Origin of the sequence: Nocardia sp. NBC_01730 (assembly GCF_035920445.1) — a bacterium.
Taxonomy (GTDB): domain Bacteria; phylum Actinomycetota; class Actinomycetes; order Mycobacteriales; family Mycobacteriaceae; genus Nocardia.
In genome coordinates, this window is the sequence record NZ_CP109162.1 from 674,848 (window position 1) to 698,116 (window position 23,269).

Annotated in this window: 28 protein-coding genes and 1 pseudogene; 12 read left to right on the top strand and 17 right to left on the bottom strand. The window is 63.6% G+C overall.

Annotated elements, in window-relative coordinates:
• The first annotated feature begins 166 nt into the window (after positions 1-166).
• Positions 167-559 (top strand): RDD family protein, encoded by a 393-nt coding sequence (locus tag OHB12_RS02685; RefSeq protein WP_327120845.1) that lies wholly within the window; start codon positions 167-169, stop codon positions 557-559.
• Positions 560-914: 355 nt separating this feature from the next.
• On the opposite strand, the gene OHB12_RS02690 is transcribed toward OHB12_RS02685, so the two are convergent.
• The 3 genes from OHB12_RS02690 to OHB12_RS02695 form a co-directional block, all read right to left on the bottom strand.
• Positions 915-1,370 carry a Uma2 family endonuclease gene (locus tag OHB12_RS02690; RefSeq protein ID WP_327115812.1) on the bottom strand — a complete coding sequence of 152 codons (456 nt, stop codon included), beginning with the start codon at positions 1,368-1,370 and terminating at the stop codon, positions 915-917.
• 176 nt (positions 1,371-1,546) lie between these two features.
• A complete protein-coding gene (locus OHB12_RS36005; RefSeq protein WP_442799945.1) occupies positions 1,547-1,795 on the bottom strand; it encodes a transposase family protein in 249 nt (82 codons plus the stop codon).
• Positions 1,796-1,851: 56 nt separating this feature from the next.
• Positions 1,852-2,484: a TetR/AcrR family transcriptional regulator gene (locus tag OHB12_RS02695; protein ID WP_327115813.1), complete on the bottom strand. Its 633-nt coding sequence runs from the start codon at positions 2,482-2,484 to the stop codon at positions 1,852-1,854.
• Between the two features lie 75 nt (positions 2,485-2,559).
• Between OHB12_RS02695 and OHB12_RS02700 the strand changes: the two genes are divergently transcribed.
• The 4 genes from OHB12_RS02700 to OHB12_RS36015 all read left to right on the top strand — a co-directional run bounded on the left by OHB12_RS02700 (position 2,560) and on the right by OHB12_RS36015 (position 5,200).
• A complete protein-coding gene (locus tag OHB12_RS02700) occupies positions 2,560-3,447 on the top strand; it encodes an alpha/beta hydrolase (protein WP_327115814.1) in 888 nt (295 codons plus the stop codon).
• 116 nt (positions 3,448-3,563) lie between these two features.
• Entirely contained in the window at positions 3,564-4,178 is a 615-nt protein-coding gene (locus tag OHB12_RS02705) for an AMP-binding protein (RefSeq protein ID WP_327115815.1), read from the top strand.
• A 170-nt stretch (positions 4,179-4,348) separates the two neighbouring features.
• A complete protein-coding gene (locus tag OHB12_RS36010) occupies positions 4,349-4,672 on the top strand; it encodes a DUF2625 family protein (RefSeq protein WP_442799946.1) in 324 nt (107 codons plus the stop codon).
• A 258-nt stretch (positions 4,673-4,930) separates the two neighbouring features.
• Positions 4,931-5,200, top strand: coding sequence for a hypothetical protein (locus OHB12_RS36015; RefSeq protein WP_442799948.1), 270 nt, complete (start codon positions 4,931-4,933; stop codon positions 5,198-5,200).
• 334 nt (positions 5,201-5,534) lie between these two features.
• Here OHB12_RS36015 and OHB12_RS02715 read toward each other — a convergent pair whose 3' ends face one another.
• The 3 genes from OHB12_RS02715 to OHB12_RS02725 all read right to left on the bottom strand — a co-directional run bounded on the left by OHB12_RS02715 (position 5,535) and on the right by OHB12_RS02725 (position 6,947).
• Entirely contained in the window at positions 5,535-5,759 is a 225-nt protein-coding gene (locus OHB12_RS02715; RefSeq protein ID WP_327115817.1) for a hypothetical protein, read from the bottom strand.
• Between the two features lie 79 nt (positions 5,760-5,838).
• Positions 5,839-6,471 carry an Rv0361 family membrane protein gene (locus tag OHB12_RS02720; protein ID WP_327115819.1) on the bottom strand — a complete coding sequence of 211 codons (633 nt, stop codon included), beginning with the start codon at positions 6,469-6,471 and terminating at the stop codon, positions 5,839-5,841.
• A gap of 86 nt (positions 6,472-6,557) precedes the next feature.
• A complete protein-coding gene (locus OHB12_RS02725; protein ID WP_327115821.1) occupies positions 6,558-6,947 on the bottom strand; it encodes a hypothetical protein in 390 nt (129 codons plus the stop codon).
• Between the two features lie 202 nt (positions 6,948-7,149).
• Between OHB12_RS02725 and OHB12_RS02730 the strand changes: the two genes are divergently transcribed.
• The 3 genes from OHB12_RS02730 (at position 7,150) to OHB12_RS02740 (ending at position 9,249) form a co-directional block, all read left to right on the top strand.
• Positions 7,150-7,404, top strand: a complete 255-nt coding sequence (locus OHB12_RS02730) for a hypothetical protein (protein WP_327115823.1) — start codon at positions 7,150-7,152, stop codon at positions 7,402-7,404.
• A 214-nt stretch (positions 7,405-7,618) separates the two neighbouring features.
• Entirely contained in the window at positions 7,619-7,804 is a 186-nt protein-coding gene (locus tag OHB12_RS02735) for a hypothetical protein (protein ID WP_327115825.1), read from the top strand.
• 23 nt (positions 7,805-7,827) lie between these two features.
• A complete protein-coding gene (locus OHB12_RS02740; protein WP_327115827.1) occupies positions 7,828-9,249 on the top strand; it encodes a sensor histidine kinase in 1,422 nt (473 codons plus the stop codon).
• Between the two features lie 40 nt (positions 9,250-9,289).
• Here the strand turns inward: OHB12_RS02740 and OHB12_RS02745 are convergent.
• Positions 9,290-9,400: pseudogene (locus OHB12_RS02745) on the bottom strand (IS5/IS1182 family transposase); the annotation flags it as partial.
• Between the two features lie 855 nt (positions 9,401-10,255).
• Here OHB12_RS02745 and OHB12_RS02750 point away from each other — a divergent pair.
• The 4 genes from OHB12_RS02750 to OHB12_RS02765 all read left to right on the top strand — a co-directional run bounded on the left by OHB12_RS02750 (position 10,256) and on the right by OHB12_RS02765 (position 15,004).
• Positions 10,256-10,834 carry a hypothetical protein gene (locus tag OHB12_RS02750; RefSeq protein WP_327115829.1) on the top strand — a complete coding sequence of 193 codons (579 nt, stop codon included), beginning with the start codon at positions 10,256-10,258 and terminating at the stop codon, positions 10,832-10,834.
• Positions 10,835-10,852: 18 nt separating this feature from the next.
• A complete protein-coding gene (locus OHB12_RS02755) occupies positions 10,853-11,290 on the top strand; it encodes a hypothetical protein (RefSeq protein WP_327115831.1) in 438 nt (145 codons plus the stop codon).
• 553 nt (positions 11,291-11,843) lie between these two features.
• Positions 11,844-14,123: a fatty acid desaturase family protein gene (locus tag OHB12_RS02760; protein WP_327115833.1), complete on the top strand. Its 2,280-nt coding sequence runs from the start codon at positions 11,844-11,846 to the stop codon at positions 14,121-14,123.
• A 170-nt stretch (positions 14,124-14,293) separates the two neighbouring features.
• Entirely contained in the window at positions 14,294-15,004 is a 711-nt protein-coding gene (locus OHB12_RS02765; protein ID WP_327115835.1) for a DUF1868 domain-containing protein, read from the top strand.
• 303 nt (positions 15,005-15,307) lie between these two features.
• On the opposite strand, the gene OHB12_RS02770 is transcribed toward OHB12_RS02765, so the two are convergent.
• The 10 genes from OHB12_RS02770 to OHB12_RS02805 all read right to left on the bottom strand — a co-directional run bounded on the left by OHB12_RS02770 (position 15,308) and on the right by OHB12_RS02805 (position 23,213).
• Entirely contained in the window at positions 15,308-16,816 is a 1,509-nt protein-coding gene (locus tag OHB12_RS02770) for an HAD-IB family hydrolase (RefSeq protein ID WP_327115837.1), read from the bottom strand.
• 680 nt (positions 16,817-17,496) lie between these two features.
• Positions 17,497-17,688 (bottom strand): hypothetical protein, encoded by a 192-nt coding sequence (locus OHB12_RS02775; protein WP_327115839.1) that lies wholly within the window; start codon positions 17,686-17,688, stop codon positions 17,497-17,499.
• 1,360 nt (positions 17,689-19,048) lie between these two features.
• Positions 19,049-19,552 (bottom strand): cytochrome P450, encoded by a 504-nt coding sequence (locus tag OHB12_RS36020; RefSeq protein ID WP_442799949.1) that lies wholly within the window; start codon positions 19,550-19,552, stop codon positions 19,049-19,051.
• Positions 19,549-19,710, bottom strand: a complete 162-nt coding sequence (locus OHB12_RS36025; protein ID WP_442799950.1) for a hypothetical protein — start codon at positions 19,708-19,710, stop codon at positions 19,549-19,551. The genes OHB12_RS36020 and OHB12_RS36025 overlap by 4 nt, the downstream gene beginning before the upstream one ends.
• Positions 19,711-20,060: 350 nt before the next feature.
• Positions 20,061-20,249 (bottom strand): hypothetical protein, encoded by a 189-nt coding sequence (locus tag OHB12_RS02785; protein WP_327115841.1) that lies wholly within the window; start codon positions 20,247-20,249, stop codon positions 20,061-20,063.
• 183 nt (positions 20,250-20,432) lie between these two features.
• On the bottom strand, positions 20,433-21,014 hold the full coding sequence (locus OHB12_RS02790; RefSeq protein WP_327115843.1) for a hypothetical protein: 582 nt from the start codon (positions 21,012-21,014) through the stop codon (positions 20,433-20,435).
• Positions 21,015-21,019: 5 nt separating this feature from the next.
• On the bottom strand, positions 21,020-21,382 hold the full coding sequence (locus tag OHB12_RS02795) for an FAD-dependent oxidoreductase (RefSeq protein ID WP_442799951.1): 363 nt from the start codon (positions 21,380-21,382) through the stop codon (positions 21,020-21,022).
• The gene (locus tag OHB12_RS36030) at positions 21,376-21,624 is read right to left on the bottom strand and encodes an FAD-dependent oxidoreductase (protein ID WP_442799952.1); all 249 of its coding nucleotides are present in this window, start codon (positions 21,622-21,624) and stop codon (positions 21,376-21,378) included. Before OHB12_RS36030 ends, OHB12_RS02795 begins: the two co-directional genes overlap by 7 nt.
• Positions 21,625-21,671: 47 nt before the next feature.
• On the bottom strand, positions 21,672-21,893 hold the full coding sequence (locus OHB12_RS02800) for a ferredoxin (RefSeq protein WP_327115845.1): 222 nt from the start codon (positions 21,891-21,893) through the stop codon (positions 21,672-21,674).
• 93 nt (positions 21,894-21,986) lie between these two features.
• Positions 21,987-23,213, bottom strand: a complete 1,227-nt coding sequence (locus OHB12_RS02805) for a cytochrome P450 (RefSeq protein WP_327115847.1) — start codon at positions 23,211-23,213, stop codon at positions 21,987-21,989.
• Positions 23,214-23,269 lie beyond the last annotated feature (56 nt).

Consider the following 23,269-nt stretch of genomic DNA (forward strand, 5'->3'; position numbering starts at 1 on the left):
GTCTCATACCCCAGTTCCGAATCTCAAGGGAGTGTAAACAATTCGGGGAGGGAAGAGTTCGCGGTTTGCTGTTGTGCCAGAATCTGACAGCGTGAATGCCTATGGCCATGGGGCGTACCCGAACCCCCACCAATACACACCGCAGCCGGTGTGGGTGCCCGAGGAGGTGGGGGAGGGGCGGCTGGTACTGGCTGCGACAGTGGATCTGCTGCTGGTACCGCTCGCAAGTCTCGGTGTGGTGTGGGGGCTGTTCGACTACTCCCCGCGCGAGCTGGTAGGCCTTCCGCTCCTTCTGGGCTTCCTGCTACCGATATCGTTCGTCAATCATGTGGTCGGAACGCGTCTGCTGCGCGGTAGTTTTGGCAAACTGCTGTTTGGTTTGCGGGTCGTCCGGGTCAGCGACGGTGGCCGCCCGGGATTTTGGCGGACTGTGGGGCGTTGGTTGATCGGGTTCGTGCTGATCGCCATCATGATTTTGGCGGAGGACGTCGACGGTATCGGTGAGGTGAATGGCCTGCGTGTCATCCGCCGCCGCGACGAACTACTCGCCAATCGGTGAGAAATCCGGACGCGCCCCCACCTGGCGAATATGATCAACATCTGTTGTCACCCAACGAATTTGCCGATCGCCTGAGCCTGCTACTTGCCGATTGGGCGGCTCGCTCAATGGCATTCCCAATAGACGTAGACGTTGGCAAAGTTGCGTGCGGCCGGCCGAATCGAGGGCAGTCCGCCGTGGGTCGGTATGCTGGAGTTGGGTGATGATCGACCGCTGGTGGCTGAGCCATCGTTCATCCACCAGCCGTGAGAGGAATTCAGGATTTCAGGCCCCGCGGTCGACAGCCGCCCGTGTTTCGCGACGGTGTCGTGGAAGGCGGCGGTCAGGTGGTCGAGGGTGATGGTCAGCGCCCAGTTCAGAATTCGAGTTCGGCCCACGGAATGTGGAGGGGGAAGGGAAACTCGGTTTCGACGCCGTTCAGGTTGTCGGGTGTCCATTCGCCAGTAAGCAGGTAATTGGCCGGGCGCAGCGGATGAACCCCTGCCGGGAGCAGTCCGGGAGCGGTCTCGAGCGCGTACTCGCGGACGATGGCGATGGCGCTCTCCTCACGGGCCAGGGTGACCTCCCAGTACCAGGGGATGTCGGCGCTGGCGTAGCGCCCTTTCTTCGCCTCGATATCGGTCTGGGTGTTCGACGGGGACAAGACCTCTCCGGCCAGCAGCACGTCCTCGCCGCGAACGTCTTGGTACGGCGAATCGAGGCAACGAATCACCAGGAAGTCGGGGGTGAGGAGGTCGGACTTTCCGCTGGAGCCGAGGAATACGTTCGTCTCGAAACCGACCCGCCAGCACCTTTCCGGTTCCTCCGACATCACCTCTCGAGCACCGCGTTCGATGGCGCTCGTCCTTCGGCTTGCATGCTGGAACTATGCGCTCGTATCCCGCTCAGGGGCGGTGCGCTGTGAGGACAACCCGAACGACGCTTGGGCCAAGTCCGGCGTCAACGGGTGGTGCCGCTGGATTTCCTTGTGGTTCAAGCCTTCGACACCTACGAGTTCGAGCGCATGCGCGTGCCCGGGTCCGCCCACATCGGCCGCCCACCGACCGGCAAATCAGCCAACCGCCGCTCGTAGCGACTATGTACCGATGCCGACACCCCGCCGCAACCAGAACACTCGGCCCAGCCCGCTCGCACTCTGGCGTAGATACCGACGCCACCGTCCTCATCCCGAACACCCTCCATCCGCACACCGGCAAGATGTGGAAACAAGACCCCAACCAAATCCACCCGATACATATCGGAACGTAGGTCCGGCAGGATCCTGGTACCGCAACCGTTGGCGGGCGCGACGCCTACGCCCTGAGTCCTGTCAGGATTATGCGCACCCCGGCGCGGAATTCTGCGGCTGGGTCGCTCGAGACGGCGGCCAGCGCGATCTCGATGAGCTTGGGGAACTGCTCGGACGGCAAAGCCGCGATCCGGTCGGTGATCGTCGTGAGGTTCTCATCGCGCGCCACGGAGAGGGGGCCTACGAGTTCGGCTTGCGAGTATCCGGTGATGAAGCCGGACACCACGCGGAACGCCACCAGCAATTCAGTCCCGGATCTACCGCTACGCGCGAGTGCCTGCAATAGGGCTTCGGTCGGCCGGAGTGTCGCCAGGTCGAGGCTGCGCCGGGTGAGAATCAGTGGGATCGCGTGGGGGTGTGCGCGCACGGCGCGCCACATTCCCTCGGCGACGGTGAGAACCTCGTCACCCCAGTCACTGGAGGGAGCGGCGTCCCAGAGTGCTTCGGCCATCACGGCCTCGGTGACGAGCTGCTCCAAACCCTCACGTCCATCGACGTAGTTGTAGATCGTCATCGGACCGGTGCCCAGTGCCGCCGCGAGGCTGCGCATGGTCAAGCCGGACAGGCCTTGGTCGTCGACCAAGGCCAGTGCGGCGACCTGTAGCTGCTCGCGCGTGAACTTTCTGGGGGCGGGCATACTCCTCCTTGATTAAGTACAAGGTACGTGTTTAACTGAGTTCGTTCACGTACAATGTACCTATATCGAGGTGTCATGACCATTCACACCACCTTCACTTCCGGCCGCGACCAGTGCGCGGTGTGGCTGACCCTGCCGGACGGCCCAGGTCCGCATCCGGTTGTGGTGCTCGTCCACGGCGGTGGCGCAACCCACGAAATGATGCTCGCCCAGTACGAGAAGTGGTTCTCCGAAGCGGGTCTTGCCGTGGTGGCCTTCGACTTCCGCCACCTCGGAGAATCGGGTGGCCGGCCGCGCCAGCTGGTGAGTCAGCGACGTTACGCCGAGGATGTCGACGCCGCCCTGGCCTTCGCTCGCTCCCGCCCCGAACTGGACTCACACCGGATCGCGCTGTGGGCCACCTCCTTCGGTGCCAGCCACGTCCTGGCGGCAGCCGCACGCCACGATGACCTTCGTGCCGCGGTGGTTCAGTGTCCGGTCTTCAGCGGGCGTGCCGTCGTGTCACGGGCGGGGATACGGCACCTGCTGCGGTTCACGGTGCCGATCGCCTCCGACCTGGTCCGCGCCGCCCTCGGTCGGGCGCGCCGTTACGTCCCATTGGTCGGAAAGCCCGGGGATCTGGCGTTCGTGAACCAGCCCGGCGCCCTTGAAGGGTGGCAGTCGGTGACACCACCCGGTTACCGCTTCGACAACCGGATCACGGCGGCCTCGGGACTGGGCATGTTGTTCTACAACGCCGCATCCTCCGCACCACGCGTGCGCTGCCCGCTGCTGGTGTGCGCCTGCGAGCAAGAGAATCTGATCGACCCCGCCATCGCGGGGCGGGTGGCCGCCACTGCACCACGGGCCGTCCTGAAGCATTACGACGCCGACCACTTCACGGTCTACCATCCACCGGCCGTCGAGCAGATCGTTGCCGATCAGATCGACTTTCTGACCGCCCACCTCGTGTCGAACGCGTAACGAGAGGAGTGCTTCCGTGGAGCGTATTCACGACGTCCTCCGCAGGGCGGCGACCACTGCCGCAGATGCTGTGGGCTGGATCGCGGATGACCGGAAGATCGGGTTCGCGGAGATGGATGCATGGTCGGACCGGGTCGCCGCGGCTCGGCCCAGGCGACACGCTGCGGGTCGCCGTACCGCTCAACCACGTCAGTGGCATCACCTGTTGCGTAGTCGCCGCTCTGGTCACCTGCGCCCGCACCGTGCTGCTGCCGACGTTCGAGGCCGCTGCCGCCGCCGACCTGTTCCACACAGCGCAGCTCACGATCTGGGTCGGGGTACCAACCATGCACACACTGCTACTGAACCAGCCGCGGTTCTCCACCGTGGACACCGCAGGTCCACTGCGGCGGCGGAAGTTGCCGCCGCCCCCAGTCCGGAGGCAACCACGGTCGGCCCCATCGGTGGCGACATGCCACGCGGACACAACCGTGCACCGAGCCCTCAGAACCAGACATCTGCCACACCAGCCGGCCCCGTCCACGCCTTCGGGCGAAACCTCAGTAGCTATTGACCTCAGCGATACGAATGTATTCGTCGCCGGCGGCACGAGCGGAATCAACCTCGGAATTGTCGAGGGATTCGCCGCTGCCGGCACGCGAGTGGCAGTAATGAGCCGATCTCAGGAGAACAGCATGTTCGGGCTAGCCGAACTCGATTTACTCCGCCGCCGCATCCTGCTCCCGATCTGATCTGGCACGACGCGTCACCTGGGTATCACGCTTCCCGTGCCAGAACCCGAAAATGTCAGTGGCTAAACCGCACGAGAATGTCAGTGAGTTCAGTCCCCCTGAGCACGACCCGGTGCGCACCCCAATCAAGCGGGGAATGCCCCCGAGTCAACCAAAGTCGGGGCAGTCCCATGCGAACATTGGCGGAGCTGGCCGATGTCGATGATCCGGCGTGGCCGTATATTCGTGAGGAGTTCGCGGACGCTCCGGTAGTGATCGAAATACCGTCGGTCCATTCATTGGACGGTGCGCGATGCCTGCAGGCGTTGCAGGTGACCACACGGTCCGCGTTGGGGGCGTTGGCATTCAATACAGGTCACCGCGGACAAGCGCCACGACCGTCCCGGCGACCTCGCCCCAGCTCGGAGCCGAGCGCCGCGCCTCCCCTGCAGGCATGTGCAGGTCCTCCATGGCCCGCACCAGCGGTCGCTCGGCGGGGCTGGGCTCCTCGATGAGCTCCTGGAGGTGGGTGCGCCAATACAGGTCGTCCTGCGCCGCGAAGGCTTCGGTGTGATCGGGTTCGATCGCGAGGTGGGCGCGCAGTGCTGTGAATGCCTCGGCCTTCGTCGGTGCGTCGTCGTCGGAACCGAACGCCTCGATCGCCCGGTCCCAGACCTCGAGCTCATCCTCGCCGACGGTGGCGGGTCGAAGAGGGCGGCGAGACGGCCGGACAGCTGCTCGACGGCGGCTGGGCCGAAGCCGCCGAGGGCCACATGCTCCCACAGGGCCCGCCATCCCTTGGCCACTTGGCCCGCTTCGGTCTGGCCGAGGCCGACCGGTTCGGACAGCAGCCGCAGCACGGTCGCGTCGATGAACGCGGGCTGGTCGAAGCACAGGCCCACGGCGAGGTGGAACAGCTGGGCGCGGACCGCGTCGCGCTCGCGGGCGGACTCGAGACCGGACTTCAAGTCCTCGAACGGGTTCGCGCCGGGACGGCGGGCCGGGACGGCGGCGGGGTGGCGCTCGCGCAGGATCAGCGGTAGGACCGCCAGCGCGGCTGGCGGCATCCAGTAGCCGGGGACGTCATCGACCTCGGGCAGGACGGCCGGGCGGCCCTGGGCGAGGGCCCTGAAGGCCTTGCGGATCTCCTTGCGCGCCTGGTATTCGTCGAATTCGAGCAGCTGGAAGCGCAGTTCGGTCCATTCGAGGACGGTGCTGATCTGGTCGGTGACCGAGTCGATCCGGGAGCCGACCTGTTCGAGCTGGTGCTGGACCTTGGCTTGTTCGGAGACGAAGCGGCTGGCCTCGCGGCGGCGCGCCGCCCGCTCGGCGGCAAGCTCGTCGTCGAGGTCGTTGATGGCGTTGGCCGTGCCGAAATCATTGGTCCAGGGGCTCACACGGGACATACGACTGCTCCGGGGTGGTGCGGCTTCGTGGGCGCGGACGGCACATCCACGACATAGACGACAGCGTCGAATCGACGATCTCGATGAATTCGAGGCGATCATCGTCGTAGCCGAGGCTGATCAGCGTATCGACGTACTGAACCGTCAACTTTGGCGAATCCGGGTTACTGCGGAAATATTCGAAGGTGCCGAGCATCTGGCGATGGTATGTGCGGCTTGCCGAACCGCGCGAATACGAAACCGACCGTGGGATCGGGTGAATGGTTAGCCGGCCATCACCTGATACCGGTGTTCAGTCCCTTGAGCAGGCCGCATACCTTCCATTCGCCATCCTCCTTGACGAGGTCGTAGGTCACGTTCTGGTTGTTGGTGCGGCCGCCGACTTTCACCGAGACGCTGACGGTGAAGGTGCCCTTGTCGCTTCCTTCAGGCACATCGACACTCTTCAGTGTGGATTTCGCGTCGACCTTCGGCACCCCGGTCGGCGCGGAACTCGGCTTCGGCGCGCCCTCGGCCTTCGCCAGATCGGCTTTGCAGATCAGGTCCTTCTTGTTCTCACCGCCATTGACGAACGCCTCGGCCACCTCACGTGGGGAGCTGGATGTGCCGGGGATGCCGCCACCGGAGAACAGGAAGTAGGCAACGATGCCGATGACGACCATGAGCACGAAGCCGCCGCCGAGAATCAGTGGCACTGCGGCACCCCCGCTCTTGCCAGGCTGCGGTGGGTAGTGCCCGCCGGGCGCCGGCGGGTACGGGGGCTGTCCGTAGGCTTGCGGCGCGCCGTACTGCGGTGGGTACTGCTGTGCGGCGCCATATGGCTGCGGCGGGGGTTGCGCGCCGTAGGGTTGCTGCGGCGGAAATCCGCCGGGTTGGTTGTGGGGGGTGGAGTGTTGTGGGCCAGTCATATTCGGAGTCCTGCAAGTCCTTCTCTTCGCCGACGACAGATCGCGGTGTCCGCCATCGCGATTCAATCATGCCGATCGCGGAACGATTACCCCGCGGCTGCAGTTTTACATTCCTTTGAGATTGCGCGTGCGGTTACTCGTTGATTTTCGCTGTGCAGTCCAGTACTGCTGGGGCAAAATCCCGGGAACACAACGAGTTTCGGAATGAAAGTGGCTACCGTGACCGTGTGCGCCGGGTCTGAGTCACGGACGTCGAACAGGCTCCGCACGTCGCGGTGTGCGGAGCCTGTTCGAGGTGTCCCGTGCCGCTGATTGCCGGCCGTGCCTACCGGCACGTCCTGCCTTACTGCGCTGACGGTTTCGTTCTTGCCGGACTCGCCGTCGTTCAGCACCGCGGCGGTGTTGAACAGACTGTAGAACTTGGTGGACGGCGTAATGAGCTGCTTCAGCAGTCCCGCCTGTTCCTTGTGCTCCATCTTCAGGTAGACGGAGCACTTCATATCGGCGGCGGAAGGGGGTGTCGGAGGGCGGGGCTACGGATGCCCTGTTGGTGCCGTTCGGCGGCTCATGCAGATTGACCGTAGGGCTCTGGGCTGTCACCTTCGGCGATCGAATTTGCGGGCCAACCGGCGTCGCAGCAGGAAACCCCCAAACGCCGGGGGTTTCGCCGCCGATGCGGTGGCACATGAGTTCGTCGATGCCATGAACGGTGGTGTTCCGTGCGCGGACCTGCTCTGCGCGGAGGACAAGCAGGTCGCGACCGAAGCGGCGCCCACCGACGTACCCGAGACGCCCAGGGAGAGGCCCGCGGACATGCCCGATGTCAGGGCGACCCTCGGCGCAGTCGATGTCGACCGTGGCAAGGGCACCTTCAACGTCACGATGTCCGTCGCCGGACACGACAGACCATCGAGTGCCGGTTGGTCAAGGTAAACCCTGTCCTGGATTTCGGATTCGGCCGGTAAAAATAGCTCGATCGGTCGTATCGCGATGAGTTGGAAATATCAAGTGGCTGTAAAGTCTTCGCAATTTCATTGCGAAATCAGCCGCCGGGAAATATTTAAGAGCAATGGTCGAAAACGTGCCTCTAGAGGCCAGTCGGGGGTTGGGCGCTCCGATTTCGTACCAACTCGGCGGTGGATTCCAGGTGAGTAAACATCAGGCAAACGATTTCCCGGAAGACTCGCATTCCGCTCATGTGGTGCGGGAAGATCAGCGGGTGCGACTTGCCATAGTCGACGACGATGACGAGGTCGGCGATGCACTGGTCGAAGTGCTCACCGACCAGGGGTTCCATGCGGAGCGCAAACGCCGGGGTTTCGGGTATCGGTGAGAACGATGAGTGCGGGGTGAGTTTTGCGACGACGGCTGCTGGTGATCCTGCTGGTATTCGCGGGGCTGGCGGTGTTCGGATTCGCGGTGCCATTGGGAGCTGCCGTATCCACATCGCGTACTCAGCAACTGTGGTTCAGCCGCTACATGGACGCCGAATGGTTCGCCGAGCTCGCCAGCCAGGCCATGGCGACCGGTGACCGGCAGTATCTGGATGCCGAGTTGCAGCGCCGCCACCGCCTATACGACGAGAGCGTGCTTGTGGTCGACGCCGGCGGTGTCGTGTACGCCAACACCGGAGTGGACGCCGATGATCCAGAGACGGTCGGCCTACTGGCCGAGGCGCGCAGCAACCAGTATTCGACACAGCCGCCGCAGCGCCTGCTGACGTGGGATCCGAAGACGATGCTGATCGCCCGCCCGATCGGGGTCGGCATGGACATCGAGGGCGCGGTGCTGGTCGAGGCGTCGGCGCGGCGCGCGCAACAGGATGTCGCCGACCGGTGGTCGTTGATCGCGGTCGCTGCCTGGACGTCGTTGGCACTGTGCGCCGGTCTGGCGCTGGTGCTGAGCCGTTGGATTCTGCGTCCACTGGGGAGGTTGTCGCGGGCGGTTGTGGCGCTGACCGAAACTCTGCCGAGATCGGATGTGCGCACACCCCCCACATCGATGACGCCGAGGTATGGTGGGCCGCCGGAGATACGCGATCTGGCGGAGTCGTTCGACACGATGGCACAGACGGTATCCGATTCCGTGGAGTCGCAGCGCCAGCTGGTCGCGGATACCTCGCATGCGATCCGGAATCCGCTGGCAGTGCTCTCCATTCGATTGGAGGCGCTGCATGCCGTGATTCCGGCGAAGGCCGAGAATTCGTTCCGGCGGGCCAGTTCCCAGGTCGACCGCCTCGCCGCGATCCTCGACGGCCTGCTGCGGCTGGCAGCCGCGGAGACGTCTGATGGCTTCAACCCGGTCCGTGCCGATGGGGATTGGCCGAGTCGCAGCAATGTGGGGCAGATCCTCGCGGAACAGGTAGAGGTATGGGAGGCGGCCTATGAGCGTGCCGGCATGAGCCTGTCCGCGAACACGCCGCCGCCGTCGGTCGTGGTGGCGGTGCCCGAGGATGCGATGGTGCGGATTCTCGATGTGGTGCTGAGCAATTCGTGCCGCTATGCCGGCGAGGGCGCCCGGACGTGGGTGTCGGTATGGGCGGATCCCGAGGGGGCGACCATATCGGTGTTCGACAACGGGGTCGGTGTCGCGGAAGACGAAATCGACAAACTCACCACCCGGTTCTTCCGTGGTAAGTCGGCGCTGCCGGGCGGGTCCGGACTCGGTCTGCCGATCGCGGCGGCCTTGGCGCAGCGGCATCAGGGGCGACTCACGGTTACGGCCGCGGTTCCGCATGGACTGCATGTGGTCATTTGGTTGCCGATGGTCCGGTTTTAGGAAGCCGGGTGGCGGTGGTTGCGTCGATGGAACGGATCCATGTGGCTCGGCTGTGTTCGATGTGGAGCAGCACGAGCGCGGTGGCGACGATGGCTCCGGTTCTCCAGTGGTACAGGCTGATTCGACGCAGGGCTTTGAATGTGGTCTTCAACTCATCGTGTCTGGTTGGGTAGCAAGGCGCAGCGCCACCTGATTGCCTTTGCCGCTGCGGACAGCGGGGTCCTGGTCGAGACCGGCGTCCTCCACCTCGATCAACCCGACGGCTCACCGGCGGGCGGATCGAGTCCGACCGTAAACCCGGCTTCCGCCTCAGCTACACCATCTACGACGTGGCGGGGACCGCACGCGCAGTCATCATCAAACACCAGCGTCGCCGACTCGTCGTGGGCGGTCACCGGCACCGGCGGATTCTTGTACGCCCGTTTCATCCTCGCGGTCGGAGGGCATCGGCTCGCATTCGAACCGGAAGTTCCTGCCGACCTGCGTCCGCTTCTGGGATTATGGCGTTTCCGCATCTGCCGCAGCAAGGGTGGAAGAATTTATTTACAGCCTTTTGAACATGCGCATTCGCTATCGCGACTCGGGGCACGCGCCGGATCCGATGGGAGAAATCTCAAGCGATCGTCAAATATGACGACTGGGCGTGACATTCTGTGGGTTTCCGTTGTCCGATCGGATACGTCGGCTCGGCTCGGCTCGGCTCGGCTCGGCGCCGGCTCCGGTGCCCGGGATGTGGCCCGGGGAAGGGAGAAAGGGGCTGATATTCATGCGGCGGCGGTCAGCAATCTGGTGGTGGGCCAGCGAAAATGCTCAGCGTGGTCCGAACCTTCGAGGGGTCTCAATCCGCCTCGGATTCGCCGCGATATCTCAAACGACTGTAAATTATGTGATCCAGGGATGTCATCAGGCCTTTTCCGGGTTAGCCTGCCAGGGCCGTCGCAGGGAGGAAGACGGAAAAGAGCGTGATCCATGGGCTCTTGCCAATTCTCATCGGAAGGAATTCTCAATGAAACGTACGATCGCGGCCGCCATGTTCGCGGGGGGCGTGCTGTCGATGCTCGTGTATACGGCGCCGGCCACAGCAGCGCCGTCCGCTGTGGAGAGCATCAGCTGCGCGGAGTATTCGAGCCAGAAGCTGAGTGACAGGGTGTCCACCATCAAGGATCTGCTGGCGGAACGGCCCGGGCACAAGTACGGGGCGAAGCCCACCACGGTTGTGCGCAAAGTCGACGCCGGCTGCAAGGTGGCCAAGAAGAGGAACGCGGGCGATACGGTGCGGGTCGCCAAGCTCGTGGATGAACTGAACCGGGGCAACTCGTCCACCGACAGGCCGCCGTCCAGTGACTCCTCGCCGAGTGACACGTCGGCATCCGGTGACGCGAGCACCAAGTGCTCGGTGTGGTTGAAGATGAAGCGCCCGGAGCAGGCGGCGCTGTTGCAACAGCACCTGGTGCAGCCCGGTAGCAAATTCGACGGCCGGTTCAACACCGCGGCGGCACTGGTGGACGGTGAATGCAACAAACTCGGCGCCGGCGCGACGGTCGCGCAGGCGTACGACGCCGTGATGAAGAAATACGACAGGTAATCGGAAGGATTCGCATTCATGCGTCATACTGTCACCATTCTCGCCGCCCTTGTCATCGGTATCGGAGCGCTGTCCGGATGCGGCCAGGACTCGCCGTCGTCCGGAAGTGGGAATTCGGCATCGTCCGAGAGCGCCGGTTCGGATATCTCCGCATATTGCGCCGCGGTCAAGGATCTGGGCGATCTCACCGCGCAGCAGGGCTCGGATGAGCTTGTCATCAAGGCGCGGGAGATCGCCGAAGTCGCCCCCGCTGACATCAAAGCGGATTGGGAGACTTTCGCCGATTCTCACGAGGCCGCCCTCGATGCGCTGAACTTCGGTATCGACCCCTCTGATCCGTCATCGTCCCTCGAGCAGATGCAGAAGAAGCAGACCTCCGCTCAGGACAGCACCGCCAAAATGGCCCAGTCCGCGAAGAACATCGGGGACCACATCACGAAGACCTGCGGCAAGTAGTAATGCAATATCACGCGTTCCGAGCCACGGGCTCGGGCGCGTGAGTTCATGCAGGGACGTCTGCCGGGTCTCGACGCAGATCGGATGGACACGGCCGAACACACCGGTAGGTTTGCCCCGGACGGCATGCAGCGGCTGCTGCGCAAGGCGGACCGAAACGTCGACGGTGTTCGTGACAGCGTGCGCACGTGCGTGTTTGGCAAATAGCGCGGCGGTGTGGGGCAGGTCGTATTTGTCGCACGGTGCCCGCGCCCGCTGGGCGATACCGGGGTGGCGATAACGACTGCATCGGCCAGAATCGGCCGACTGCCTGCGCTGGCAATTACGAGATCGCAATGCTGCTGCGTGAGCTCGACTCCACGGAGGCTCTCGTCCTGGGTGCGCGCTCCGTAGCGTGCTACGCCGAAAAGGCTCTCCCGGATTTCGGCGGAGGTATTTCTCAGGTGCGTGTAAAAGATCTCCAGCCGACTTGCTCGGTGTCGGTGAGTGGTCGATGCTGGATCAAGTTTATGGGTATTCAAATGCTTTGTAAGAGAGCCGAACAAGGACACTCGTGGCGATAACCGATATCAAGACGTTTGCTCACCTGGCCGAGTCGGATGTCGAATCTTTTGCCGCCGAGCTGGATGCGGTCCGTCGAGACGTCGAACGATCGCTCGGGGCGCAGGACGCCGCCTACGTAACGCGCGTCATCAAGGCGCAGCGGATCCTCGAAGTGGCTGCACGTGCCATGCTTTCCGCGAGCAAGCGCAGACCGGCATGGCTGGTGGGCACAGCGCTGCTGGCCGTTGCCAAGATCATCGAGATGATGGAGCTAGGGCACAATATCAGCCACGGCCAGTGGGACTGGATGAACGATCCGGAAATCCATTCCAGCTCATGGGAGTGGGATTTTGCCAGCCCTTCGTCGCAATGGAAGAATGCACACAATCACATCCATCACAAGTACACCAATGTGTACGGCATGGATGAAGATCTGGGTTTCGCTGTCCTGCGAATGACCCGCGACGAACCATGGCGCCCGGTTCATCTCGTCCAACCTGTGACGGCTATAGGCATCGCAGCATTCCTCGAATGGGCGATCGCCGTGCACGACTGGGCTATCACCCGAAGACTCTCCGACACGCCAGGCCGACATCAGCTGTCGACACCGAACAGGGAGCTGGCGCGGAAGTTCGGCCGTCAGATCGGTAAAGATCTACTGATCTATCCCGCGCTGACGGGTAGGGCCTTCCGGCGCACGCTCTCGGCCAACGCGGCGGCGCTTCTGGCCCGGAATCTGTGGTCCTTTGTAGTGATCATGTGCGGCCACTTCCCCGACGGAGCCGAGAAATTCACGTCCGGAGAGCTCGTGGGCGAGACTCGCGGCCAGTGGTATCTACGGCAGTTGCTCGGGACCGCGAACTTCGAGGCCGGGCCGGCGCTGGCGTTCATGAGCGGAAACCTATGCTACCAAATCGAGCATCACTTGTTCCTCGACCTGCCCAGCAATCGCTACGCCGAGATCGCCGATCGTGTTCGCGCGCTGTGCGACAAGTACGACATTCCCTATACGACCGGCTCACTGCCCAAACAGTTCTGGCTGACCTCCCGCACCATCTACAAGCTCGCGCTGCCGGACCGGTTCCTACGTCGCACCTCCGACGACGCACCGGAGACGAGCTCGGAACGAAAATTCCTCGCGTTCTCGCTCCCTTCGACGCGGGATGTGTCCGGCTGGCACGGGTCCGACCGATCGTCGGCGAGCGGCACGGTCTTCGAACCGCCCTGGCAGCGGCCCGTTCATCGCAGCGGCATGCGGAGCAGGACCGGTTCGGCTGGCACTGGATCAAGTCGGCCGTGGGCCTGCATTGACCGAACAGCGGAAGGTAAGTCATTGACTCAGCAAGGTCCGGTGGTGCGGATTGTCGCCGGAGTGGCCGGTCGCAGCCTCAGCTTGATGGCGGGGATGACCATCGGTGCAGTGGATGCCCTCGCTGCCCGGCGAGTGCAGGGCAGTCGGCAAGAGTTGGCGGTCGCCCCGTTGCAGCCGGTTGTGGTAGGTGTGAGCGGAGGCGCGATCGGCGGTGCGGCAGCGGCTCTGGGTATGACTCGCGACGAGGCACGGCGGATTGCGGTCGATTACCCCGAAGAGAATGTGCTGGGCAAGAAAAGCTTTCGTGCGCTGCTGACACGGCGTGCGCTATACCCCGAAGCTCGAGTTCGCGAACTCGCCTATGCCGTCGTCGGCGACCGCACATTCGCCGACTTCGCTCTCACATCGCAGCCGCCCGGACTGCGACCGCATGAGACGGCATCGTCGTTGATCATTCCCGTCTACTCGGCAAAACACGGCACACTGCTGCTGCCGCGCGACCTACCGACGTTGGGCCTGACCGACCTGCCGGTTGCCGACGTGCTGGTTGCTGCGACTCGCATCCCGGGAGCTCTGCCCGCGGCCGCGGGGCTCGAGGACGTCTTCGACGGCGGTTGCCAGTACCGCGTTCCGCACGAAGTCTTCTCCCCGCATCCCGCATTGGTTATGGACCTCTACGGACCGCAACCATACAACAGCCGGGGTGGATTGATCTTTCCGCTCCTCCACCCGTCCCTGCCTCCGATTCCCAATCGCCCGCGCCCGTTCCATGACAGGTCCTTGCGCGAGTCGACCATTTTCGCCCACCAACCGTACGGCTCCGCACTCCAGGCCACCGCGCGGCAGCCGGGACAACTCTTCGACTGTGGTTACGAGATCGCGACGTCCTGGATTGATTCCCGGACCGATGAGCAACTTCGCAACGTAGTCGGCTCGCATGTTTTCGGTCTGCCGGATGAAACTGTCGCGGCCAGTTGAATCCAGCCCATCGGGGCGGACCGGTCACCGGTAGATCGAGTTCGGCTCGAGCAGATAATCAGGAGCGAATACATGAAACGCCGGGCGGTTTTGAGCGTGGCTGGTGTGTCCGCGATGGCTGCCGTCGTCGCGGGGTGCTGCATGGAGCCGGCTCAGGGATCGTCCCTACGTTGCCCGCTGCGCCGTTGCCGGTCGACGGGCGCGAGCCGTTGACTGCCGCCGGTCCCGGCGAGAAATGGGACATCCACGGCAACGCGCAACGGTTTACCGGCAACACCTTCGCATCACCGATTCCGCGAAACTCGGCGTTCCTCCGCGCTCAGATTCGGGCGCAGGATCGGTTGCGGGCCAGCCGATTCGCCCGGCATTACGTTCTCACTCCGCACGACAGCTTCCACATGACAGTGCTCGACGGCGTCAACCAAAACCAACTGGGTACGGCCGTCTGGCCGACGTGGATGGCACGCGCGACGTCGACGGTTGACACGAGTATCCCGTTTCTGCGGCGCCTCGAGTCCGCGCGGCTGGACGTTCCGCGCACCGTGACGATGCGAGCCGACGGTCTGCGCGACATGGCCACGGGATTCATCGTGGCTCTCGCACCGATCGACATCACCACCGCCGATGCACTGAACCGGTTCCGGAACCAGGTCACCGATCTGCTTGGGCTCAGCCGCACAGGATTCGGCGCCTACCGCTTTCATTCGACAATGGGCTATCGGCTGGTGAAGCCGCTGCCGTCCGAACTCGACGAAGTACACGCACTGCAGAACGAGATATCCGAATACTTCACGGGAGACGCCGGCACCGTGACCGTGGACCCGATCGCGTTCAACATCTTCGACGACATGCTCGCCTTCCCGCAACTGAAAGTGCTGTAGACGCTATACGGTCTGATGCATTCGGTCAGTTCGATGCTTCGGTGATCAACGCTGCGCACGAGTCCGGGCTTTCACGCCCGCCGACTGAGAGATGCCAGTGTTCCAGGACGGTGCGGCGTTGCCGGATAACGACCACCACCACGAGGGTGCCACCGAGTATCAAGGGCACCGCACTCCCGCTTTCGAGTCCAACATGTCCTCACCTTCACCGACTGTATACATCACGGCCGACATGACCGCGGTTCAATCCGGAAATTCGACGTTGCCCCATAATGTCAGTGGAAAGGCCGGATTCAGGTTCTGCTACCCGAAATGCCTCAGCGCCTGAGGGTATTCCGGCACCCCGGTGGAGTCTTGGTGGTCCACTCTGGCTTGCCAGTGGGTGAGCGTTTCGTCGTACAGGTGGCGGATCTCTTCGATGTTCTGGTTGTAGGTGTCCGGTTTCCATGAGCTGACGTCGATTGGTTCGAGTATGGCTACGTCGATGGTTCCGGGATGGACAAATGCCGAACTGCGCCAAAGGATTTCACCGGAATTTCGGATGACGATCGGGACGATAGGAGCGCCTGATCGGGCTGCGAGTTGGAATGCTCCCTTCTTGAAGGGCAGCAGGTGCGGGGTGGGTGACACGCGGCCTTCGGGCGCTATCGCGACCGATCTACCCGACTGCAGGTCAGCAACGAGGGGTTCCAGTGTCCGCTTGGCTCGGTTGGGTGCGGACCGGTCGACAAAGATGACTCCGACGAATCGCAGCAGGGGACCGAATATTGGGTAGCGGCGAGCCTTCATTGCGACGACCCCGGTGAACGCAGCCCGGAGCACATAGGGGACGATCAGGGCGTCGATTTGGCTTTGATGGTTGAAAATGAAGACCGCTGGCCGGTGCGCACGGGTATGCTCGGAGCCGGCTATTCGCACTCGCACTCCGGCACAGCCGAGCGCAGCGGTTGATACCCATACATACATTCTGTCGATCGCAGACTGTCGGTCACGACGAAGCGAGCATACCGCCGCGGCAGCTGCCGCACCAAGGATAGCGAGCAGCCCGAGGGCAGTTCGTGCTATGCGGTGGGGTTCTGCGGTACAGCGTGGACGCAATCGCAGTACTCGCCAGCCTCGACGGCCCGCTACGGCGGACAGTCGGCGGTCGGGATTCACCGCGATCGAATTGCCGACGAGCGACAGCAGCGGAATATCCGACTCTCCGTTGGAGTAGCCGTAGCTGTGTGCGAGTTCTATGCCATTGGCGGTCGCGAACCTCCGCACAGCGTCGGCCTTGCGCTGGCCCGCTAACAGTTCGCCGTCGACAGCGCCGGTCAGCATCCCGTCGGAAACAGCCGTTTCGGTGCATAGAACCCGATCGATGCCGAGTTCCCGTGCCGTGGAACGAATCTGAAAACGCACCGCTGCCGTCGCGATCACGAGTGTGTGGCCGGCCGCGTGGTGTGCCCGAATCAATTGCAAGACTTCCGGATACAGGTGCCCGGCAATGAAACGGGTGAACAGTCGATCCTCGATCTCCTCGAAATCTTGCTCCGTGCGGCCACGCCATACCTGGGATATCAGTCGGTGGATGCGGTCGAGGTATGCGGAGGTCTTCCCACCCGAAAGTCCGGCCAGCAGCGACCAGATCAGAGTCCGGGATCTCATGGTTCGCGACGGCATCAACGGACCGGAAAGGCCCCGACGGAATCCCTGCAGCAGGGTGCCATCGAAGTCGAAAAACGCTCCGACGCCGGAACCCTGTGGGCCGGTGTGGATATCGTGCAGTGTCGCCGCAAGGGCCGCCTCCCGTTGTGGCGGCGTTTTCATGTCGTGGACTTTGCGGCGACGCCGAGTTCGCCGTCGGCCGTATGCGGTGATCGACGGTGTCCAAAAGATGGACTTGCCGCATGATCGGTGGTCGTTGCTGCCAGAATCTCGACGAAAAGCTGCACCGACAACTTTGCTGGGTTGACCACCGACCCGGCCTGCGATTCGATACAAGCAGTGAAGAATGTTGCGCATCCGACCGGAAAAAGAATTCAAGAGTCACCTTCGGGGCTGCAAATGTATAGAACTGTGGAGGGCCGCGACCGCTGACAGAGCGCCGAAGACCGGGCGTCGATGGCGTTTTACGGCCAGGTCGTCGACGAGCAGGTGCGTGACCAGCGACAAGACCTTCATCAGGCTGGCCGCGTAGCGGCCACGACCAGGAGGATGGCGAGCTTCACTGTGGCTGCAGTCATTTCGTCTCCGGGTGCGCGGTGGTCGGCGATCTTCGCCCCGACGCATTCGGCGCCGTTGCCGAGTCGTCACTTCGGATCGGAACGTCCCCGAGTAGCGATTCTGGTGGGAGCAGCTCCGCTAGGCAAACAGCGGGACTATTTTTTACATTCTATTCAGATCGGGTACTTCCCCGCATCCCCTGGTGGCATCAAGTAATTGTAAGAAGTATTCGATGGGTGTAGATCGCCCGCTGGAAGCATCGGTACATGTCCGCCTACGCCCAGTCAGGGAGACAAACCTGCGAGTTGCAGCAGCGACCGGCCGGCTTCGTCCTGCTTGTCGTGATGGCGATGGCGGAAGAAGGTGGCGGCGTCGGGCAGGCGTGCGGTCTGCGGACCGTGCGCCGCCGCGACGAGCTCCGCGTTGTCCGGTGAGCCGATTCCGGATGGACGGCCGGGATCGTGTCGATGTGGCATCGTGATCGCGTACCAGGGAGGCATTGGCATACAACGAGTTGCGTGAATTGTCTCGGCGAATCCGCGGCGGGCTGTGGTTGCGTTGTGCGTCGCGGACGTGGTAAGCGACCGAACTGCGGGATCGGTCGAGGTAGCTGACCTTGCCGTCTCGAAAGACCAGCCACCGCAGGGATGGGAGTCGGCAGGATGAGGGGGCTGCCGACTCCCATCAAGAGTATATGGTCGCCAAAGGCCATGACTTCCAGTGAAATCCGAAAACTTACCGCATTTTGAGGTGGAGTTGCCCTGCGACGTGTGCACCGGATGCTGGTCAGCGATGGACCTGGTGTTCTCGTCTGCGAAGGCGATCCGGAGTCGTAGGCCGTCGGCGAGCCGAGCCGCCCCGCTGCGGCCAGCACAGGGCTGTCAGGATGAAGAGTACCTCCACGGCGATGACCGTTAGTGCGGTTAGTTGAAGAGTGGTCATGTACAAGCCCGTTCGTGGTGGGAAGACAACCCTGTAGCCTAATGCAAATCTAATTGCATCAGACCTGAGTTGTGCAAATTTATATGCACACGGTTAGGATGTCCGCCGTGACCGCAGGGGGGTCGGAGTTGAGGCGGTCGCTGGCGGGGCGACTGGGCGCAGTCCGAGCAGCATCCCGTTGGCGTCGAATACGACGCCGCCGTGGTGCTGGTACGGATCGGTGCGCACCCGGCGGAACACCCGGGCTAGCAGCAATGCCGGGAAGTCAAGGCGGCGGTTCCGGTCGTCAACTCTGTGGGTGGCTCGCCGTGGTCGACCGGCTGCGGTCGATCTGGGTGGCGAATTATGTTGTCCGCCAAGGTGTGTCAGTGAAGCGAAGACAGCGGAACTCCGGGTATTGATGGGTTGTCCTACCAAGACGCCCGCCGCTACCACTGGAGTTCCGCTGTCTGCTCAGTCTGCCATTCCTCGCGCTGCTGCGGTTGCACCGGGTGCGTTCGCCCCTGGCCATTTCGGCGAGTTGACCCAGATCGTGCCGTTCGAGATGGTCGACGAGGTGCTGGGCTCGACCATGATCCGGGGCCGGGTTCGGATACTCACCCTGGGGGCGAGCGAGTTGGTGTATCGCGGCTGCACGGAGACACACCGCCCGCAGGCCGATGTGTGGTGGGGAGGCACGTCGCAACAGTTCGCGCAGGGGATACAGACCGGTGTGCTGACCGTGGCTCGCCGGGATATCGTCGCGCGGGTGCCGGAACGGTACCGGGGGCCGGACAAGCTGTGGCCGGCGGAGATGCGCACGCCGAGATCATCTTCTATAACAGCACGATGCTCACCGCGGACCGGGCGCCGAAGGACTGGGACGATCTGATCACCCCGAATATGAAGGAAAAGCTACTGATTCGCGACGTCGCGGCATCGGGGACGATGCGGAGTATTATCTCCGCGTTGATCGCGCGATCCGGCGATCCGCAGGTCGGGTACGCGTATCTGCGCGCACTGGACCGCAACACGAAAGACTATGTCGCCAATCCCAGCGATCTGTATCTGCGGATCCGGCGTCAGGAAGCGCCGGTCAGCGTCTGGAATCTGCAGGACGTACTGATCCAGCGCGGCGCGGGAGCACCGTTGACTGTCGTGATGCCGGCCCGCGTCGGCCGCGGATTCCCAGCGCCGCACGGCACGCTCTACACACGCAGTGATATGCCCCTCCATCGTCCGCAGCTGCGCGACGTGAAAGGCTGGTTGCATCAGGCGGCGCTGTCGCTTCCAGTGCTCGCCCTCACTGGTGACCAACCCGTTGCCGAGCGCAGCGCGGAACGGTTTTATCAGCGAACCCTTGACATAGTTCGCGGCGTTGGCCGCCAGGATGCGGCGCACATACTCGGGGTGGCTCACGATAAGGTTTCCAGCGGTCCCGCGCCGATCCGCACGAGGCCGTCATGGTGCGCGGCAGCGTCCATGACGAAGCGGAAGGGATCGCGGATCAGGCCGGGTCGGATCCCGGCGGAGGGCGGGGTGTGCGTGGTCGGGTCGGGAGCAGTGGGCCGGGCCATCGTCGGCTTCTCTCGATACGCGTGAAAGGGTGATTCCGCGAGCCGTCGGCGCGGTCGCCGTCGGCCATTGTCGTCTGTGCCGAGAATATTTGCCGTACAGGGCATCCGGGCGGGCGAGGCGGAGAATTTGCATCCGTTTGATAACCGAATGTTTCTGGTGCGAAGCGCATCCGAGCCTTCCGGGTAGGTCGTACAGCGACTCCGAGTTCCGGCTTTCGCCGGGGTACCTGGGAGTTGGGATCGGTGGAGTGGTAGCTCGCTGTCATCCCGGTGATCCCAGGGTTTCGGCAACGCCTCGATCGGGCCGTCGCGGATCGGTGGGTGAGTCTGCCTGCCGTCCCCGTCTGGGGTCAGTACTCGACGACGTCGGTGGGCGAATCCTCGGGTGGGTCGGTGCGCAGCCGCGACCAAAGGCCGGCCACGAGGATGACGACGGTCACGATCAGCACGTGGGCTGCCATGAGCACCAGGAATGGCAGGACGAAGCCTTCGTCGGTGGCGGCACCGCGGTCGCCTACGCAGTACAGGGTGTAGTTCACCGACGTCCCCTCGGAATCGTGGGTCGTGTCCGACACTACGATCGGCTCACTATAGGGAGCCGAACAGAACAGCGGTGCAGTGAGTTTCGCTTCGCCGGGCCAGATCGCAACGGGTAGTACGGTGCTGAAGGCTCCCACGCCGAGCCCGGTCGTCAGCGCTGTCGTGAGCAGTCTGGCCATCGCTCAGGCCTGCCTGGTACGGAGGAAGGTACCGGTGTGGTCGAATTCGGCGATGATCTCCGACCGAGGTGAAACCACATTGGCGACGATGCGGATGTCGCTGTCGAACCGGCTCACCACGATGATCGTCACCTGGGCGTCCGGGAGCCCGCTCCGGGCGAGGGCGGTGTCGACGATGTCCTCGATGCGTGCCAGGCCGGGAACTTCGCTCACCGCGAATCCCTCGCCGTCGAGGTCGTCGAACGCCGAAACGCGTACCGGCTGCGGCGCACTGAGCTCGCCGAGCGTGAACGAATAGTCGTCCAGCGCGCGTGACCCGTCCGGATGGCGGATCCGCAGCCGCACCACCGATTGTCGTGCCGCCAGATCGCCGCGTCCCGCCAGGAACCGGGTCACTTGCGTCGGTTGCTCGGCGAGGACCAGCCGGAACTGTCTCGAATCCGGTGCGGTCAGGATAATGACGTTCGCCTGAACGTCGGTGACCCCCAACCGTTCGCGCACGGCGGCGATCGCCGCCTCCGGTAGGGCACTCACCAATCCGCCACCCCGGGTGCGCATCTCGTGCTCGAAATCCGCGCGGTCCACCGCCCCTACACATCCGGTGGTGCCCAACACGATCGAACACACCGCGGCTCGAAGCCACCCACGACGGCGCATGCCGGAATGATATGCGCTGTCCCGGCCTCGTGCGCGGGTGTCGTCGCCGATGTGAGCGGGTTCGGGACGCTGCTCGCACACGGCGCGTCCGAACCGCTCGATCTGTCCGAGCGCAACTGCTCGTCTACCACGATTCCGTTGTCGGTCGCCAAGTCGGCACCTCGTGCGAGTTCGTCTCTGGGTGCCGCGCCGATCCCGTAGACGACGAGGTCGGCAGGCAGCGACTCCAGATCGGTGGTCACCGCACGAACCTGCCCGTTGCCGGCGATCCCGCGAACGCTGACTCCGGTCAGCACACGGACGCCACTACGCTCATGTTGTTCGCGTAGATGTGGTTCCAGCTGGAGGAAACGGCTCGGCCCAACAATCGGTCAGCCACTTCCACCACGGTCACGGTTGCTCCGTGCGCGGCTGCGACCTGGGCGATTTCCAGGCCGATGAATCCGCCGCCGACCACAACGACGTCGCGTGTGCTATACGTATGCGTATATGCAAGCTCGGAGTATGCGTGGCTGTCGGAGTTCCTGGTCGCGGTCATCCACCAGCGACGCCGGGAATGCCGCCTGCCTGATCATGACCCGTTCATCAACTTCCCCCGGTGTACCTCTGGTCCCAGGATTCGTCGATGTCGAGTGCCACGGACGGGCAAGCATCCAGGGCCTCCCGCACTGCTGAGTGATTGCGCCGCGGTCTTGGGTCGAGCAACCGCACCCTGCCGTCGTCCTCGTCCTGATCAAAGACCTCCGGCGCGATAAGGGCGCACATGCCCGAGCCGATACAGCGCTCCCGATCCACAGAGATTCGCACTTTCGTTATCTCCTTTCGTGACTAACCGAAATGATCCACAAGACAGGCCATGAATGCGCGTTCCTGCACAGTTGACGCGCTCGGCCGATGGTTCTACTGGCCCGTTTCCGTCCAGGTGACCGGCAGTTCGTGGACGCCGTAGATATTCATGTCGGTCTTGAGTTTCACCTCGTCGGCGGGGATGGCGAGCGCGAGGGTGGGGAAGCGACGCAGCAGTCCCTCGAAACCGGCGCGCATCTCGATGCGGGCCAGTTGCTGGCCGAGGCAGGTGTGGATGCCGTGGCCGAAGGCCAGGCGACCGCGGGCCTCGCGGCGGATGTCGAGAGTGTCGGGGTTGTCGAAGCGCTGGGGGTCGTGGTTGGCGGCCAGCAGGGAGACAACAACGGTCGATCCCTTGCCGATTGTTGCACCGCCGAGTTCGATGTCCTCGGTGGTGTAGCGATAGAAGATATCGGCGACGGACAGGTAGCGCAGGAGTTCCTCGACGGCATCGGGCATCAGATCCGGGTCGGCGCGCAGTTCGGCCAGCTGCTCAGGGTGCTCCAGGAGCGCGAAGGTGCCCAGTGCCAGCATGTTGGCGGTGGTCTCGTGGCCCGCGAGCAGCAGCAGGAAGGCGATGCCGACCAGCTCCTCGATGGTCAGGTCGTCCTGGCGGGCCAGGTCGGACAGTATGTCGTCGCCGGGTTCGGTGCGTTTGCGCGTGACCAGTTCGGCGAGGTATGTGGTCATTGCGCCGTACGCGGCCATCTTCTCGTCGAGCGGCTGGTCCTTGACCAAGAATTTGGCGGAGTTGACCTGGAAGGTCTCCCGGTCCGTGTAGGGGACACCGAGCAGTTCGCAGATCACCAGCGAGGGCACCGGCAGCGCGAACTCCTCGACCAGGTCGACCGGCGGGGTGCGGCGCGCCATCTCGTCCAGTTGCCGCTCGGTGATGTCGATGATGTGCTCTTCGAGCTGCTTCATGCGTCTGACGGTGAAGGCGCCGGTGAGCATGCGCCGCAGCCGGGTGTGGTCCGGCGGGTCCATGGCGACGAACAAGCCCGGAATCTGCGGGGACGGTTCGGTGGCGACAGGCATGCCGGGGGTCTCGTACGGTACGTGGAGAATGCCGATGTCCTGGCGGGAGCTGAACCGGGTATCGGCCATGAGCTGGCGGACCGCGTCGTAGCCGGTGACGAGCCAGCCCTCGTGACCGTCGGGGAAGACCATGGGACTGACCGGGCGAGCCTCGCGCAGTCGGGTGATCTCGCAGGGTGGGTCGAAGGGGCCCGCATTGCGCTCCATGGGGAGGCCGTGCGGGATGGGAGCCGTTTGACTCATCTGGGTTCCTTTCGTGGCGGCTTGTTTCGACCACAGTCGCCGACGGATCTGACATA

What these genes read in the sequence shown, in the direction of transcription:
- OHB12_RS02690 (WP_327115812.1), bottom strand. Translation starts at nt 1,370, where the DNA reads ATGTCGGAGGAACCGGAAAGGTGCTGGCGGGTCGGTTTCGAGACGAAC.
- OHB12_RS02695 (WP_327115813.1), bottom strand. Translation starts at nt 2,484, where the DNA reads ATGCCCGCCCCCAGAAAGTTCACGCGCGAGCAGCTACAGGTCGCCGCA.
- OHB12_RS02755 (WP_327115831.1), top strand. Translation starts at nt 10,853, where the DNA reads ATGCGTCATACTGTCACCATTCTCGCCGCCCTTGTCATCGGTATCGGA.
- OHB12_RS36030 (WP_442799952.1), bottom strand. Translation starts at nt 21,624, where the DNA reads ATGACCGCGACCAGGAACTCCGACAGCCACGCATACTCCGAGCTTGCA.
- OHB12_RS36005 (WP_442799945.1), bottom strand. Translation starts at nt 1,795, where the DNA reads ATGTATCGGGTGGATTTGGTTGGGGTCTTGTTTCCACATCTTGCCGGT.
- OHB12_RS02705 (WP_327115815.1), top strand. Translation starts at nt 3,564, where the DNA reads ATGCATGGTCGGACCGGGTCGCCGCGGCTCGGCCCAGGCGACACGCTG.
- OHB12_RS36010 (WP_442799946.1), top strand. Translation starts at nt 4,349, where the DNA reads ATGCGAACATTGGCGGAGCTGGCCGATGTCGATGATCCGGCGTGGCCG.
- OHB12_RS02725 (WP_327115821.1), bottom strand. Translation starts at nt 6,947, where the DNA reads ATGGAGCACAAGGAACAGGCGGGACTGCTGAAGCAGCTCATTACGCCG.
- OHB12_RS02715 (WP_327115817.1), bottom strand. Translation starts at nt 5,759, where the DNA reads ATGCTCGGCACCTTCGAATATTTCCGCAGTAACCCGGATTCGCCAAAG.
- OHB12_RS02770 (WP_327115837.1), bottom strand. Translation starts at nt 16,816, where the DNA reads ATGAAAACGCCGCCACAACGGGAGGCGGCCCTTGCGGCGACACTGCAC.
- OHB12_RS36015 (WP_442799948.1), top strand. Translation starts at nt 4,931, where the DNA reads ATGCTCCCACAGGGCCCGCCATCCCTTGGCCACTTGGCCCGCTTCGGT.
- OHB12_RS02775 (WP_327115839.1), bottom strand. Translation starts at nt 17,688, where the DNA reads ATGCCACATCGACACGATCCCGGCCGTCCATCCGGAATCGGCTCACCG.
- OHB12_RS02805 (WP_327115847.1), bottom strand. Translation starts at nt 23,213, where the DNA reads ATGAGTCAAACGGCTCCCATCCCGCACGGCCTCCCCATGGAGCGCAAT.
- OHB12_RS02720 (WP_327115819.1), bottom strand. Translation starts at nt 6,471, where the DNA reads ATGACTGGCCCACAACACTCCACCCCCCACAACCAACCCGGCGGATTT.
- OHB12_RS02750 (WP_327115829.1), top strand. Translation starts at nt 10,256, where the DNA reads ATGAAACGTACGATCGCGGCCGCCATGTTCGCGGGGGGCGTGCTGTCG.
- OHB12_RS36025 (WP_442799950.1), bottom strand. Translation starts at nt 19,710, where the DNA reads ATGGCCCGGCCCACTGCTCCCGACCCGACCACGCACACCCCGCCCTCC.
- OHB12_RS02700 (WP_327115814.1), top strand. Translation starts at nt 2,560, where the DNA reads ATGACCATTCACACCACCTTCACTTCCGGCCGCGACCAGTGCGCGGTG.